The following is a 14,077-nucleotide window of genomic DNA, read 5'->3' as shown; positions in this document are numbered from 1 at the left end:
CGCCACGGAACGCCGCTCCCATGCTGCCACGCCCCTCCGCGCGCGCCGGATTGCTGATCCGGCTTCTGTTCCTGGTCCTGCCGCTGCACGCCGCGGCGGCGGAGCCGGAGCCCTGGGGTGATTTCCCGGTCCTGTCCTTCAACGATCTGACCGTGGCCGACGGGTTGCCGCACGACACGGTCAGCGCCGTGGCTCAGGACAAGGCCGGGCTGATCTGGATCGGCACTTTCGCCGGCCTTGCCCGCTATGACGGCTATCGCATGCGGCAATGGGAGAGCGATCCGGACCAGCCGGGCAGCCTGCCCGACACCTATGTCCGCGCCCTGCTGCCCTTGTCGGATGGCGGCATGCTGGTGGGCATGGGGGCGGCGGGTCTGGCCCGCTATGATCCCGGCACCGACCTTTTCCAGCGCCTGACCCCGCCCGATGCGCGCGGCACCCGCATCTATGCCCTGGCCCCGGCCCGCGACGCGGGCGGCGATGCCGCCTGGGTCGCCACCGATGACGGGTTGTTCTTGTGGCGCGCCGCCGACAATGCGATGCGACCCGTGCCGCTGCTGGATCGGGCGGGCCGGGCGTTGAACGACAAGCTGTTCAGCGTGATGGAGGATGGGGACGGCACCCTGTGGGTGGGCGGGGTCGGCGGCCTGATGCGCCGCGCGCCTGGCCAGAAGGTTTTTGCCCGCGTCACCCCTGACGGACCCGCCGGCCCCACCATTGCGGGGGAAATCTGGACCTTGCACCGCGACGGCAAGGGCCGCCTGTGGATCGGGTCCGGCGACAGCGGCGCCGCCTGGCTGGCGCCCGATGGCACCGCCCATGCCGTACCCGGCCTGACGGGACCGGACGGCATGGCCGGGCGGCGGACGATCCGCGCCGTGGGGGAAGTGCCGGGACGCGGCATCTGGTTCGCCTCCGATGGTGCCGGCCTGGTCATCCTGGACCCTGACAGCGGCCGGTTGCGCCATGTCCGCCACGACCCGGTCCTGCCCAGCAGTCTGAATGGCGACCGGCTGCGCGCCATGCTGATCGACAGCACGGGCAATGTCTGGCTGTCCAGCGACCAAGGGCTGGAACGATACGATCCCTATGCCGAACGGCTGCGGGTGGTGCCGGCCACACCGCTGTCACCCCTGGCCCTGAGCAATCCGGAGGTATTTTCGACCTTTGCCGACGAAAGGTCGCGCGTCTGGCTGGGCCTGGCCAATGGCGATGTCGATGTGCTGGACCTGCCGGCCCGACAGGTTCACCGCCTGCGCCTGCCGCCACCGCATAATGGCCGCGACGTGCGGTCGGTACAACCCCTGCCCGATGGCCGGATGCTGGCGGCTGGCCGTGGGGTGGTCGCCATCGATCCCGACAACCTGGCCATCACCCCGTCGGCCGTGCCCTGCCTGGACGGGCAGGTGCTGAATGTCATGATCGTGGTGCGGGGGGAGGTGCTGGCCGGCAGTTTCGAGGGGCTGACCCGGTACAGCCCGGTCACGGGCGAATGCCGCACCTTCCGCCACGATCCGGCCGATCCGCGCAGCCTGGTCAATGACAATGTCCGGTCCCTGACCCTGCTGACCGACGGGCGGATCGTGGTGGGCACGGCGGGCGGTCTGTCCGTGTCGGACGGGCGCGGCGGGTTCCACAACCACCTGCCCCATGCCGGTGACCCCGACGCCCTGTCGCATGGCTATATCACCGGCGCGGCGGAGGACGGGCACGGGCGGCTGTGGCTGTCCACGGCCGGCGGCGGGCTGGTGGTGACGGACGTGGAGGATCTGTCGGCCAAGCCGCGTTTCCGCGCCATGCGCCGCCGCAACGGCCTGCCGCACGACAATATTGGCGGCGTGGGCGTGGACCCCAACGGTCGCGTCTGGTTCACCACACCCTCGCGCATCGGCCGGTTGGACCCGCAGGACAGCCGCTTCACCCTGCTGGGCGACCGGGACGGGGCCAGCCTGAAATTCTACACCTTGCGCGCCATGAATTGGGGACCGGGGGGCAAGCTGTTGCTGGGGGGCTTGGGCGGGCTGGGCATCCTGGACCCCGACGCGGACGCAGCCCGGCCGTCGCCGGCCCCGCTCGCCATCACCGGCCTGTCCATCAACCATCAGCCATTGCCGCCGGGCCACCTGCCGCAACCGGGCGCCGATCTGCAATTGTCCGCATCGCAACGCACCATCGCCCTGGATTTCGCCCTGCTGGATTACCGGCCGGGGGTGGAGCTGCGCTATCGCCACCGGCTGGACGGGTTCGACCAGGCCTGGCTGGACAGCCCGCAGCGCAGCCCCGGCGCCAGCTATACCAACCTGCCCGCTGGCCGCTATGTGTTGCGGGTGGAGGCGCTGCTGGCTGGGCAGGAGGCGCCGGCGGCCACGCTGTCGCTGCCTGTCACCGTGGCCCCGCTCTGGTATGAGACCCTGGCCGCCCGCATCGGCGGCGCGGCGGCCCTGTTGCTGGCCATGCTAGGCGTGGTGCAGATGCGCACCGCCGCTCTGTCGCACCAGCGCCGCAAGCTGGAGGCTGAGGTGGCGGAGCGCACCCGTGACCTGATGGCCGCCAACAGCCGCCTGGACGTGCTGGCCAGCACCGATCCGATGACGGGCCTGTTGAACCGCCGCCGCTTCCTGGAACTGGCCGCCATCGAGCAACAGCGGGCGGCCCGCCATGGACGGCCCCTGTCGCTGCTGCTGATCGACCTGGACCATTTCAAGCGGGTCAATGACACATACGGACATCGCATGGGCGATGCCGTCATCCGCACCGCCGCCAGCGTGCTGTCGGCGTCGGTGCGCGCCACCGACTTGGCCGCCCGTTTCGGCGGGGAGGAACTGGTGCTGCTGCTGCCGGAGACGGACCTGACCGGGGCCGCTGGCATGGCCGAGCGCCTGCGTCGGGATTTCGCCGCCACGCCCACCCTGCTGGACGGCAAGGAGGTACGGGTGACGGCCAGCATCGGCGTGGCCGGCTGGCGCGGGCCGGGCGAGAACCTGGACAGCCTGCTGCACCGGGCCGACCAGGCGCTCTATGCCGCCAAGCATGGCGGGCGCGACAAGGTGATGGTGGCCGCCGGTACCGCTTGATCGCGGCGTCACGCCGCGTCGGGGCCGACGACACAGGGGAATGCGAAACCCCCTATTTCATCCGCGCGATAGTGCCCGTCGTGCTCTGGCCCTCGGTCAGCGTCGCCAGCACGACGCGACCGCCCCAGCCCATGACCTCCGTCGCGCCCACGACATTCTCCACGCTGTAATCGGCCCCCTTGACCAGAATGTCGGGGCGCAGCACCTGGATCAACGCCAGCGGCGTGTCATCATCGAAGATCACCACCAGATCCACATCGCCCAGCGCCGACAGCACCGTGGCGCGCGATGCCTCGTTCTGCACGGGCCGGGTTGGGCCCTTCAGGCGGCGCACGCTGTCGTCACTGTTCAGGCCCAGTACCAGCCGGTCACAGGCGGCACGCGCCTGGGCGATCAGGCTGACATGGCCCGGATGCAGCAGGTCGAAACAGCCATTGGTGAAGCCGATACGCAGGCCCTGGCGGCGCCAGCGCTCCACCTGCTCCACCGCCCTGGCCATGGGCATGCGCTTGGCCCCCGGCCCGGCGACGAGCGCCAGACTGGCCGCGTCATGCAGTTCGCCCGGCCGCACCGTGGCCGTACCGACCTTGGCCACCACGATGCCGGCGGCGATATTGGCTAGGCTGGCGGCTTCCGTCAGACTGGCCCCGGCCGCGATGGCAGCGGCCAGCACGGCCATCACCGTGTCGCCGGCGCCCGACACGTCAAACACCTCCCGCGCCTGGGCGCGCAGATGGGTCGGTGGGCCGTCGGCGGGCACCACGCTCATGCCCTGTTCGGCGCGGGTGGCGACGATGTTGGCAATGCCGCAATCGGCGGCCAGCGCGCGGGCCGCGGCCGCCACGCCGGCATCGTCGCGCGCCGCCATGCCCGTGGCCTCCGCCAGCTCGCGGCCATTGGGGGTGACACAGAAAGCGCCGCGATAGCGGCCATAATCGCGGCCTTTGGGATCGACCAGCACCCGCACACCGGCGGCATGTCCCAGATCGATCAGGGCGGCCACGATGTCGGCCGTCAGCACGCCCTTGCCATAATCGGACAGCACCAGTACGCCGGTCCCCGGCAGCCGGTCGGCCACGGCCGCCAATAGACGCGCGCCATCCCCATCGCCCAGCGGCGTATCCGTCTCCCCATCGGCGCGCAGCAATTGCTGGCCACCAGCGATGAAACGGGTCTTGGTGGTGGTGGGGCGGCCCGTGACGGTCAACAGCCCGTCGGCCTTGCCTGTCTGTCCCGCCACCAGTGCCGCGAGTTCGCACCCCGCCGCATCATTCCCGATGATGGAGACAAGGTCAGCTGACGCGCCCAGGGCAGCCAGATTGGCAACAACATTCCCGGCCCCGCCCGGCATCGCCGTTTCCGACAGCACGCGCAGCACGGGGATGGGAGCTTCGGGCGAGACGCGGTCGACGCGGCCATGGGTGAACCGGTCGAGCATGACGTCCCCCACCACCAGGATGCGGGTACGGCCGAGCGCGTCGATCAGGCTGTGAAGGTCGGACATCAAGCAACAGGCGAAAGAGGAGGGAACCCGCAGGATAGCGCGAGCCCCCTCCCCGCCGCCAGTAGTTCACGCCAGACCCAGCCACGCGGTATCGACGATAGCCGCCCGGCCCTCGCCATGGCCATGGAGCAGGAAATGCTCCACCGCGGTGAAGCTGCTGACCGCCACGTCCAGGTTGGCCGCCAGATAGGCCTCGCTGCTGAACAGGGCGCTGGCATCGCGGCCTTCCTCCAGGCCATAGGCCAGCCAGTGGCTCAACGCCGCCTTGCCATCCGCGCCGAAGGCCGCCTTCAGGTCGGCATTGGTGGCCAGATAGTAATCAGCATCGAACAGGGCGTTGGGTGCCCTTCCCTCGAATTGACCGAAGGCTTCCCAATGGGCCTCCGCCGTGGTCTCCCCACGGGAGACAGCGGCCGCCACGTCGAGATTCTGTTCCAGGTAGAATTGCTTATCCAGCAGCCAGCCATTGGCGCTGGCACTGACGCTGACCTGCACGCTGGCAGCCCCTTCGACCCGCGCCGCCTGCGGCGTCGGGGCCGAGAGACCAGTAATGAAGGAGGCGAAATAGGCCTCCTTGCCGAAAACCAGCACCTCGGTCCCCGTCAACTGGTCGGACCCGTCGGGCGAGCCTTCACGCAGATCGGTGATGTGGGTGACCGTGCCGCCCACCACCTGGAAGTCGTAATCAGTCAAGGCACCGCGATAGACGGCAACGTCGGTGCCCGCCGCACCGTGCAGCCAGTCATTGCCGGCGCCGCCGGTCAGGATGTCGAACCCATTGCCGCCGGCAAGCGTGTCGTTGCCGGCATGGCCGATCATGATGTCACCCGAGGCGGTGCCCAGCAGATGGTCATCGCCTTCACCGCCCTCGATGATCGGGTTGGTGGTGCTGATGGGGGGATAGGGGGCGTCTTGCGCTGCAATATTGTTCGTCGGCATTGTAAGGCTCCGTTCGCTGGTCTGTCACCGGCACCGGGGCGTCTCCTGGCGCTCCTGGCTGCCGGCTTCAGGGGCGACCGTAGCATCGTCCTGCTCAAAAACATAAGTAACTTTATGACTATCAACTTATTGACTATCAAGACATATACAAATGGTGAAGGCGGCAGCACCATAACAAAACCCGCCGCAGAAGGTCTGCGGCGGGTCTGTGATAAAGTCGTGACCGGATCTGCTTTTGGTGTCTATTGAACTATAGCCACCTGTGACTTTCCCGTGACCAGTAAAGACACGCGGAACGCTTTACGCCTTGGGCGCATGCTTGTTCAGGATGCGCTGCAATGTGCGGCGATGCATCTTCAGCCGGCGCGCCGTTTCCGAAACATTGCGGTCGCACTGTTCGAACACCCGCTGGATATGTTCCCAGCGGACGCGATCGGCCGACATCGGGCTTTCCGGCGGCGGCGGCAGGGGGCCGTCGGTCAGCAAGGCTGCCTCCACCGCATCGGCATCGGCCGGCTTGGGCAGGTAATCGACGGCACCGAACTTCACGGCCGCCACGGCGGTGGCGATATTGCCGTATCCGGTCAGCATGACGACGCGGGCCTCGGGCCGGGCGTCGCGCAGCGCCTTCACCACATCCAGGCCGGACCCATCGCCCAGCCGCAGATCGACCACGGCGAAGCGCGGCGCGCTTTCATGCGCCACCTCGATCCCCAGATTGACGCTGTCCACGGCCACCACGTCAAAGCCGCGACGTTCCATGGCACGGGCCAGGCGGATGCGGAAGGGCGCGTCATCATCCACGATCAGCAGCGAGCGCGAGGCATCGCCCGTGAAGGTCAGTTTCGGCTGTTCGCCGGTATCCAGCGCCGCGTCCGTCATGGTCCAGGGTCCCTTATCGTTCGACTGGGCTTACTTCTTAATGATGAAAAGGTTTCTACACGGTGAATGTGGGGTGTTTCCAGCGAATGACGACCATCGCCCCGCCAGCCCTGCCATTCATATAGCGAACGGATGCGCCCGACCGTTCCAGCAGGGTTTGGGCGATGAACAGGCCCAGGCCCATATTGCCCGCCGCTTCCCGCGCCGCCGGGTTGCGTCCGCTGACATAGGGTTCGCCCAAGCGGCCGACCAGCGTCGCCGGATAGCCGGGCCCGTCATCCTGCACCGTCAGGGTCAGCCCCGGCGCCGTCCAGTCGGCCGTCACCGTCACCTGGCCGGCCGCGAACTGCATGGCGTTCTGAAGAATGTTGGCCAGACCGTGGACCATTTCCGGTACCGACTGCACCTGCGGCGCGCCATCCTCCGGCTCCGCCACCGTGTCGATCACCAGCGCGATGCCATGGCGGACGTAAGGGGCGGCCACCGTCTCGATCAGGGCTGCCAGCGGCACGATGGGTTCGGCCCCACCCCGGTCGCCCGGCCGGCGCGACAGTTCGGCCAGGATGTCACGGCAGCGCGCCACCTGGCTTTGCAGCAGCGCGACATCCTCGGCGATGGGGCTGTCGGGCGGCGTATCGCGGGCCAGTTCCTTGGCCACCACCGCGATGGTGCCCAGCGGGCTGCCCAACTCATGCGCCGCGGCCGCCGCCAGGGCACCCACGGCCGATGCCCGCTGGGCGCGGGCCAGGGCATCCTGGCTGGCATTCAGGGCACCCGACAGGCGCCGCGCCCCGTCCGCGACCTGATACAGGTAAGCCGCGATGAACCCGGCCGACAGGGTCAGCGCCGCCCACACTCCGAACCGGTACAGCGCCGGCAAACCTGCGGGCTCCGCCCCCGGCCAGGGCAAGGGGGTGGCCACCAGCGCCAGACCGGAGAAGCAGCAGACGGCCAGTGCCGTCAGCACGCTGACAGCCGTGCGGCCCAAGGCACTGGCCGCCACGGTCAGCGGCGCCAGCATCAGCACCGCGAACGGATTGTCCAACCCGCCCGTCAGATAAAGTAGCACCGTCAGCTGCACCATGTCATAGGCCAGATAAAGCGCGGCCTCCCGGTCATCCAGGAATGGATGGGCCGCCAGCCGGCGGGCGGCATAGAGATTGACCAGGACGGAGACCGCGACCCCGGCCAGCGCATGCGCCAGCGCCAGTTCGAATTCGAACAGGGTCATCACCGTGGTCAGGGTCGCGAACTGCCCCGCCACCGCGATCCAGCGGATGGTGATCAAGGTGCGGGCGCTGACCCGCCCCTCCGCCGCGGCCAGGGCGGGGCCGGGGCGAGGCGCCATGCTGCTGGAACTGTTGGGGATTGCCTCGCTCATGCCTTTATCCCATGATCACATATTAAGCATCCGCTGGGGATTCGCAGCAATCTAGGTCCCCGCACAGAGAAAGACCACAAGCCGTTCCCATGCCCTTAGATGCCAGTCGCCCTGCCCCGCCCGCCATCCATGTCGAGACGCTGACCAAGAGGTTCGACGCGCATACCGCGCTGGACGCCATCAGCTTCGAGGTGCCGGCCGGCGGGACCGTGGCGCTGCTGGGCGGCAATGGGGCCGGCAAGACCACCACCATCTCCATCCTGCTGGGCCTGCTGCTGCCCACCGACGGGGTGGTGCGGGTGCTGGGCCATGACATGGCCACCGAACGCTATCGCGTCCTGCCGCGCATGAATTTCTCCAGCCCCTATGTTGATCTGCCGCACCGGCTGACCGTGCGGGAGAATTTGACGGTCTATGGCCATCTCTATGGCCTGACCCATCTGAAGGACCGGATCGACCGGATCGCGGAGGAACTGGACCTGACCCGCATCCTGGCCCGCCCGTCGGGCAACCTGTCGGCGGGGCAGAAGACGCGCGTGGCCCTGGCCAAGGCGTTGCTGAACGATCCGGAACTGCTGCTGCTGGACGAACCGACGGCCAGCCTGGACCCCGACACCGCCGACTGGGTGCGGGGCTTCCTGGAACGCTACCGGTCCCGCACCGGCGCCACCATCCTGCTGGCCAGCCACAATATGGGTGAGGTGGAGCGGCTGTGCGACGGGGTGCTGATGATGAAGGGCGGCCGCATCGTCGACCGCGGCACACCCGCCGACCTGCTGGCCCGCTATGGCCGCACCGATCTGGAGGAAGTGTTCCTCGACATCGCGCGCGACCGGCGACAGGCGGAAACGGTGGAATAGGGCGGGCCCGAACGAACCCGCCCCTTCCGATCACAGACCCTTGGACGCCACCAGTTCGGCCAGGTTCACTTCCGACCGGGCGCCGTAATGGCCGATGATCTCACCCGCGCAGATGGCCCCCAGACGGGCGCAGTCGGCCGGGTCGCGGCCCTGGGTGTAGCCATAGAGGAAGCCGGCGGCGAACAGATCGCCGGCACCGGTGGTATCCACCACCTTCGCCACCTTCTCCGCCGGAACCGAATAGGTCTTGTCGCCCACCAGGACGGTCGCCCCCTCTTCACCGCGCGTCAGGACAGCAACCTCGACATGGGCGCGGGCCTGGGCGGCGGCGCTGTCGAAATCACCGCCGAACAGCGCGACAATCTCGCTCTCGTTCGCGAACAGGATATCGACATGGTTCTTCACCAGATCCTGGAAGCTTTCCAGGTGGCGGTTCACGCAGAACGGGTCGGACAGCGACAGGGCGACCTTGCGGCCGGCCGCATGCGCCAGCGCCGCGGCCTTCAGAAAGGCCTGCTTGGCGGCCGGCGGGTCCCACAGATAGCCTTCCATATAGACGACCTTGGAATCCTTGATGACGCCTTCGTCGATATCGTCGGGCGTCAGGTCCAGGCACGCCCCCAGGAAGGTGTTCATGGTGCGGTGGCCGTCGGGCGTCACCAGGATCAGGCAGGAACCGGTGGGCTTGCCCTCCATCAGATCAGGTGTGTCGAACACGACGCCGGCCGCACGGATGTCGTGGCGATAGACCTTGCCCAGCTGGTCATGGGCGACCTTGCCCACGAACACGCCCTTGCCACCCAGCGATGCCAGCGCCGCCATGGTGTTGCCGGCCGAACCGCCGGACATTTCCAGGCCCGGACCCATCTTGGCGTAAAGCGCGTCGGCCTCGTCCGCGCTGATCAGGCGCATGGCGTTCTTCACCAGGCCATTGGCGGTCAGGAATTCCTCATCGGCCTTGGCGATCACGTCGACGATCGCGTTGCCCAGACCCACCACATCATAAACTGCCGCCACGAATGGCCTCCACAACAACGTCAGAATTGGCGCGGAGTATAGGCAGACCGCGTCTTGCGGCAAGTGCGCATGCATCCCCATATGCACCGGGCCCGCGCATGGGTGCGGGTGAACAGGGGAGACGGCATGATCGGGCATCTGGTGCGCGCCATCGGGCAATTGCCCGACCCGTCCTTCACCCGCGTGCTGATCTGGTCGGCCCTGGGTACCGTCGCCCTGTTCATCGGTCTGCTGACCGGCTTCGGCTGGCTGCTGACCCATACGGCGCTGTTCGATATCGGCTGGGTGGAAACGGGCATCGACCTGCTGGGCGGGCTGGCCGCCCTGGCGCTGGCCTGGCTGATGTTCCCGGCCGTGATGGTCGCCGTCTCGGCCACCATGCTGGACAGCATCGTCGATGCGGTGGAACGCCGGCACTATCCCCACCTGCCGCCGCCGCGCCGCGTCCCGGCCTGGCGGTCCTTTTGGGAAACGCTGAAGTTCCTGGGTCTGGTGCTGGCGTTGAACCTGCTGGCCCTGCCCTTCTATTTCATCCCCGTGGTCAACCTGTTCGTCTGGTTCCTGGTCAATGGCTATCTGGTCGGCCGGGAATATTTCGAGCTGGTGGCGGTACGCCGGCTTAACCCGTTGGGGGTGCGGCTGCTGCGAAATGAGAAGCGAACGGGTCTTTTTGTGGCAGGCATCATTATCGCCTTTCTTTCGTCGCTTCCTCTCGTCAATCTGCTGGTGCCCGTGCTGGCGGCGGCCTTCATGGCGCACCTTGTCGAAGGGATGCGCCATGAGTTGCCGGCCGCCCCGCCCGCCTGAAGCGGCCCCTGGGCATGGGCCGACACCCCGCTTTAGCCGATGAGACATTGGGGGCACGAAGACATGTTCCGACGCCAGAGACCGCCCGTGGCCCCGGCCACGCCCACCCCGCCCCAGCCGCCGGTGCCCCCCGCACCCCCGGCGGATACGGCGACCGCCGCCGGGCCCGGCCCGGCAGAGCCGGCGGCGGTCGAGACAAAACCCATTCCCACCGCTGAACCCAGCGCCGAAACCGGTTCCGAAACCAGCTTGAGGACGACGATGAACACGCCCTTCTCCACCCAGCCCGGCGGCCCGCTTTCCTCTGCCGCCCCGTCGCTCAAGACGGAGATCCCGCGCCGCGTCGTCGACATCCCCAACAGCCCGCCAAAGCGCGTGGCGCCCACGGGTGTGGAGGGCAACAGCCCCGCCACGACGGAGATGCGCAAGCTGATCGTCGGCCGCGACATCAGCCTGTCGGGGGAGATCGCCGCCTGTGACGTGCTGGTGGTGGAAGGCACGGTGGAAGCCAAGCTGCGCGACGGCCATGTCGTGGAAATCGCCGATACCGGCCTGTTCAAGGGCTCGGTGGAGATCGACGAGGCCGATATCGGCGGCCGGTTCGAGGGCGACATCACCGTGCGCAATACCCTGAAGGTCCGCGCCACGGGCCGCATCACCGGCAATATCCGCTACGGCACGCTGGAAGTGGAAAATGGCGGGCAGCTGTCCGGCACCATCCAGGTGCTGGGCGCCGGCGCCGACACCACGCCGGCCACCCCGGCCCCGGTGGTTGCCGCCGATGCCCCCGCCCCTATCGACAGCCCCGCCCCGGCGGACGAGGAAGCGGTCGGCTGACCGGTCTTGCGGCTTGAGGGGTGATCGGCGCATGGCATGCCTGCCCTGCCTTGACCGGTGATCAAGGGGCTTGCATCCGTCGCGCAGTTTGTCCATAAAGCCGCCCACCGCGCCGGTCACCCAGACGGTTGCGCAACAGTTTCGGGGCCATAGCTCAGCTGGGAGAGCGCTACAATGGCATTGTAGAGGTCAGCGGTTCGATCCCGCTTGGCTCCACCAAATCACAAAGGCTCCGCTGGAAACAGCGGGGCCTTTGTTGTTTCCGGGCCTGGTTACCCGACACCCCCCTTGCGCCCCACCTTCCCAAAAGGGAAACTGGCCGTCCAATCACAATGGGCGGGGGGCATCTTGGCGCGCAGGCGGAACCGACGGCGGGGCTTTGGCTGGGGCCAGGCGCTGGGATATGGCGTGGTTGGCATCGGCGGGCTTTTGGTGCTGGGGGCGGGTGCCTTCACGGTCAACCTGGCCCTGTCCAAGCCAACGCTGGAGGGCACCCTGGCCCTGAAGGGGCTGATGGCACCCGTTTCCGTGACGCGCGACGCCCAGGGCGTGCCCACACTGGAAGGGGGCAGCCGCGCCGACCTGGCCCATGCCCTGGGTTTCCTGCATGCCCAGGAACGTTTCTTCCAGATGGACCTGATCCGCCGGGCGGCGGCGGGGGAATTGTCGGGTCTGCTGGGCCCCATCGGTCCCATCCTGGACCTGGACCGCAGCCGCCGCGTCCACCGCCTGCGCCACCGTGCGGCACAGCTGGTCGCCGCGGCACCGGCCGACCAGAAGCAGGTGCTGGACGCCTATGTCGACGGGGTCAACCAGGGCCTGGCGACCCTGGGCGGGCGCCCGTTCGAATATAGCCTGCTGATGGCCACCCCCCAGCCCTGGAAGGCGGAGGACACCATCCTGGCCGCCTATGCCATGTATCTGGATTTGCAGGACGAGGATGCGCTGGGCGAGCGTATCCGCGCTCAGGCCCTGGAACGGCTGGGGCCGGAGATGGCGGCCTTCCTCTATCCGCGCGGCACCAAACTGGACGCCGCCATCGACGGGTCCACCTTCCCGGAACCGCCGATGCCCATCGGTCTGGCCAAGCCGGCACCGGCCAGGGCCGCCAGGATCGATCCCGATCCCGGCCCCACCCTGGGCAGCAATTCCTGGGCTGTGGGCGGGGCGTTGACCCAGAATGGTGCCGCCCTGGTGGCCGACGACATGCATCTGGGCATCGCCGTCCCCGGCACCTGGTACCGCGCCCGGCTGCGCATCACCGGGACCGACGCGATGGATGCCACTGGCGTCACCCTGCCGGGCACGCCGGCCCTGGTGGCGGGCAGCAACGGCAAGATCGCCTGGGGCTATACCAATTCCTATATCGACACGGCCGACGCCGTGATCCTGGAACCGGTGGAGGGCGCGCCCGGCCAGTACAAGACCCCCGACGGACCCAAGGCCCTGTCCAAGGTGACAGAACGCCTCTGCCCCGCCTGGACCGACTGCCAGGATCTGGTGGTGGAGGAAAGCATCTGGGGCCCCGTGGTGGACACGCTGTCCGACGGGACGAAGATCGCCGTGCGCTGGACGGGACATGAACCCGACGCCATCAACCTGGCCGGCCTGCTGGGGCTGGAGCGGGCGAACAGCGTCGATGCGGCCATCACGGTCGCCCATGCCGCGCGCCAGCCGCAGCAGAACCTGGTGGTGGGCGACGCGGCCGGCAATGTCGCCTGGACGGTGATCGGCGCCGTGCCGGCCCGGTTCGGCCATGATGGCAGCCTGCCCGCCAGCTGGGCCGACGGGACGCGCGGCTGGACCGGCATGCTGCCGGCCGATCAGGTGCCGGTGATCCGCAATCCCGACCATCACCGCATCTGGACCGCCAATGCCCGCGTAGTGGGCGGGGAGGCCTATGACAAGCTGGGTGACGGCGGTTACGACATGGGTGCCCGCCAGGGGCAGATCCGCGACGGGCTGCTGGCGCGGGACCGTTTCACGCCGGCCGACATGCTTTCCATCCAGCTGGATGATCGCGGCCTGACCCTGGAATTCTGGCAGGTGCAGATGCTGGCGGCGCTGGCAGCGCGTTCGGGCGATGGCGCCCTTGCCGGCCTGTCCCCGTTTGTGCGCGACTGGGGCGGGCGGGCCGCGGTGGAAAGCAGCGGTTACCGCATGGTCCGCGCTTTCCGCACATCGGTGTCACAGAAGCTCTACAGCGCCTATCTGGGCCTGGAAGACCCCCAGGCGCGCAACCGCACGGCGTCACAGCAGGAGGCCCCCCTGCGCCGCCTGCTGACCGAACGGCCGGCGGGGCTGGTACCCCCCGGCTTCAAGGACTGGGACGCGCTGATCGATGCCGCCCTGGTGGAGGTGGCGGGGCAGGTGACCGACGCCGGCGGGCCTGCATCCTTCACCTGGGGGGCGCGCAACATTCCCCAGATCCATCATCCCCTGGCCCGCATCCTGGCACCTGTGGGCTGGCTGACCGATCCGCCGCAGCACCCTCTGCCCGGTGACACCATGATGCCCCGCGTCCAGGGACCCGGATTCGGTGCCAGCCAGCGCTTCGCCGTCTCCCCCGGGCATGAGGATGAGGCCTATTTCCACATGCCGGGCAGCCAGAGCGGCCACCCGCTCTCCCCCTATTACCTGCTGGGCCACGATGACTGGGCCCAGGGCCGGCCCACCCCCTTCCTGCCGGGCCCCGCGCGTTGGACCTTGACCCTGCAGCCCAGCGATTGATGGAAAGTTTGCTTTCCATGTAAAGTACCCTTGACAGATTGCCCCG

The 14,077-nt window shown here is 68.3% G+C and carries 10 protein-coding genes and 1 tRNA gene; 6 read left to right on the top strand and 5 right to left on the bottom strand.

Annotated features, from left to right (window positions below):
- The first annotated feature begins 20 nt into the window (after window positions 1–20).
- Window positions 21–3,074 carry a ligand-binding sensor domain-containing diguanylate cyclase gene (locus AC1Q7F_RS17905; RefSeq protein WP_492509296.1) on the top strand — a complete coding sequence of 1,018 codons (3,054 nt, stop codon included), beginning with the start codon at window positions 21–23 and terminating at the stop codon, window positions 3,072–3,074.
- Window positions 3,075–3,126: 52 nt separating this feature from the next.
- Here AC1Q7F_RS17905 and rfaE1 read toward each other — a convergent pair whose 3' ends face one another.
- The 4 genes from rfaE1 to AC1Q7F_RS17885 all read right to left on the bottom strand — a co-directional run bounded on the left by rfaE1 (window position 3,127) and on the right by AC1Q7F_RS17885 (window position 7,780).
- Window positions 3,127–4,578 (bottom strand): D-glycero-beta-D-manno-heptose-7-phosphate kinase, encoded by a 1,452-nt coding sequence (gene rfaE1 / locus AC1Q7F_RS17900; protein WP_492509294.1) that lies wholly within the window; start codon window positions 4,576–4,578, stop codon window positions 3,127–3,129.
- Window positions 4,579–4,644: 66 nt separating this feature from the next.
- Window positions 4,645–5,517 carry a hypothetical protein gene (locus tag AC1Q7F_RS17895; RefSeq protein ID WP_492509292.1) on the bottom strand — a complete coding sequence of 291 codons (873 nt, stop codon included), beginning with the start codon at window positions 5,515–5,517 and terminating at the stop codon, window positions 4,645–4,647.
- A gap of 300 nt (window positions 5,518–5,817) precedes the next feature.
- Entirely contained in the window at window positions 5,818–6,399 is a 582-nt protein-coding gene (locus tag AC1Q7F_RS17890; protein ID WP_492509290.1) for an ActR/PrrA/RegA family redox response regulator transcription factor, read from the bottom strand.
- A gap of 55 nt (window positions 6,400–6,454) precedes the next feature.
- Complete coding sequence (locus tag AC1Q7F_RS17885) at window positions 6,455–7,780, bottom strand: ActS/PrrB/RegB family redox-sensitive histidine kinase (RefSeq protein ID WP_492509288.1); 1,326 nt, start codon at window positions 7,778–7,780, stop codon at window positions 6,455–6,457.
- A gap of 89 nt (window positions 7,781–7,869) precedes the next feature.
- Here AC1Q7F_RS17885 and AC1Q7F_RS17880 point away from each other — a divergent pair, with 89 nt between their 5' ends.
- On the top strand, window positions 7,870–8,640 hold the full coding sequence (locus tag AC1Q7F_RS17880; RefSeq protein ID WP_492509286.1) for an ABC transporter ATP-binding protein: 771 nt from the start codon (window positions 7,870–7,872) through the stop codon (window positions 8,638–8,640).
- A 30-nt stretch (window positions 8,641–8,670) separates the two neighbouring features.
- On the opposite strand, the gene AC1Q7F_RS17875 is transcribed toward AC1Q7F_RS17880, so the two are convergent.
- A complete protein-coding gene (locus tag AC1Q7F_RS17875; RefSeq protein WP_492509284.1) occupies window positions 8,671–9,657 on the bottom strand; it encodes an adenosine kinase in 987 nt (328 codons plus the stop codon).
- 126 nt (window positions 9,658–9,783) lie between these two features.
- Between AC1Q7F_RS17875 and AC1Q7F_RS17870 the strand changes: the two genes are divergently transcribed.
- From AC1Q7F_RS17870 to AC1Q7F_RS17855, 4 genes are all read left to right on the top strand, one after another.
- Window positions 9,784–10,464: an EI24 domain-containing protein gene (locus AC1Q7F_RS17870; RefSeq protein WP_492509282.1), complete on the top strand. Its 681-nt coding sequence runs from the start codon at window positions 9,784–9,786 to the stop codon at window positions 10,462–10,464.
- Between the two features lie 63 nt (window positions 10,465–10,527).
- A complete protein-coding gene (locus AC1Q7F_RS17865; RefSeq protein ID WP_492509280.1) occupies window positions 10,528–11,301 on the top strand; it encodes a bactofilin family protein in 774 nt (257 codons plus the stop codon).
- Between the two features lie 143 nt (window positions 11,302–11,444).
- Window positions 11,445–11,520: transfer RNA gene (locus AC1Q7F_RS17860), tRNA-Ala, on the top strand.
- Window positions 11,521–11,649: 129 nt separating this feature from the next.
- Window positions 11,650–14,031: a penicillin acylase family protein gene (locus AC1Q7F_RS17855; RefSeq protein ID WP_492509278.1), complete on the top strand. Its 2,382-nt coding sequence runs from the start codon at window positions 11,650–11,652 to the stop codon at window positions 14,029–14,031.
- The last annotated feature ends 46 nt before the right edge of the window (window positions 14,032–14,077 follow it).

Source organism: Niveispirillum sp. GW835-FHT14G11 (genome assembly GCF_058793615.1).
The sequence above is the reverse complement of the archived record's forward strand: the minus strand, read 5'-3'. Positions and strand labels throughout refer to the sequence as shown.

Bases quoted from the DNA above. Each gene is read 5' to 3' on its own strand.
- AC1Q7F_RS17885 (WP_492509288.1), bottom strand. From the start codon at position 7,780: ATGAGCGAGGCAATCCCCAACAGTTCCAGCAGCATGGCGCCTCGCCCC.
- AC1Q7F_RS17880 (WP_492509286.1), top strand. From the start codon at position 7,870: ATGCCCTTAGATGCCAGTCGCCCTGCCCCGCCCGCCATCCATGTCGAG.
- AC1Q7F_RS17870 (WP_492509282.1), top strand. From the start codon at position 9,784: ATGATCGGGCATCTGGTGCGCGCCATCGGGCAATTGCCCGACCCGTCC.
- AC1Q7F_RS17905 (WP_492509296.1), top strand. From the start codon at position 21: ATGCTGCCACGCCCCTCCGCGCGCGCCGGATTGCTGATCCGGCTTCTG.
- AC1Q7F_RS17890 (WP_492509290.1), bottom strand. From the start codon at position 6,399: ATGACGGACGCGGCGCTGGATACCGGCGAACAGCCGAAACTGACCTTC.
- AC1Q7F_RS17865 (WP_492509280.1), top strand. From the start codon at position 10,528: ATGTTCCGACGCCAGAGACCGCCCGTGGCCCCGGCCACGCCCACCCCG.
- rfaE1 (WP_492509294.1), bottom strand. From the start codon at position 4,578: ATGTCCGACCTTCACAGCCTGATCGACGCGCTCGGCCGTACCCGCATC.
- AC1Q7F_RS17895 (WP_492509292.1), bottom strand. From the start codon at position 5,517: ATGCCGACGAACAATATTGCAGCGCAAGACGCCCCCTATCCCCCCATC.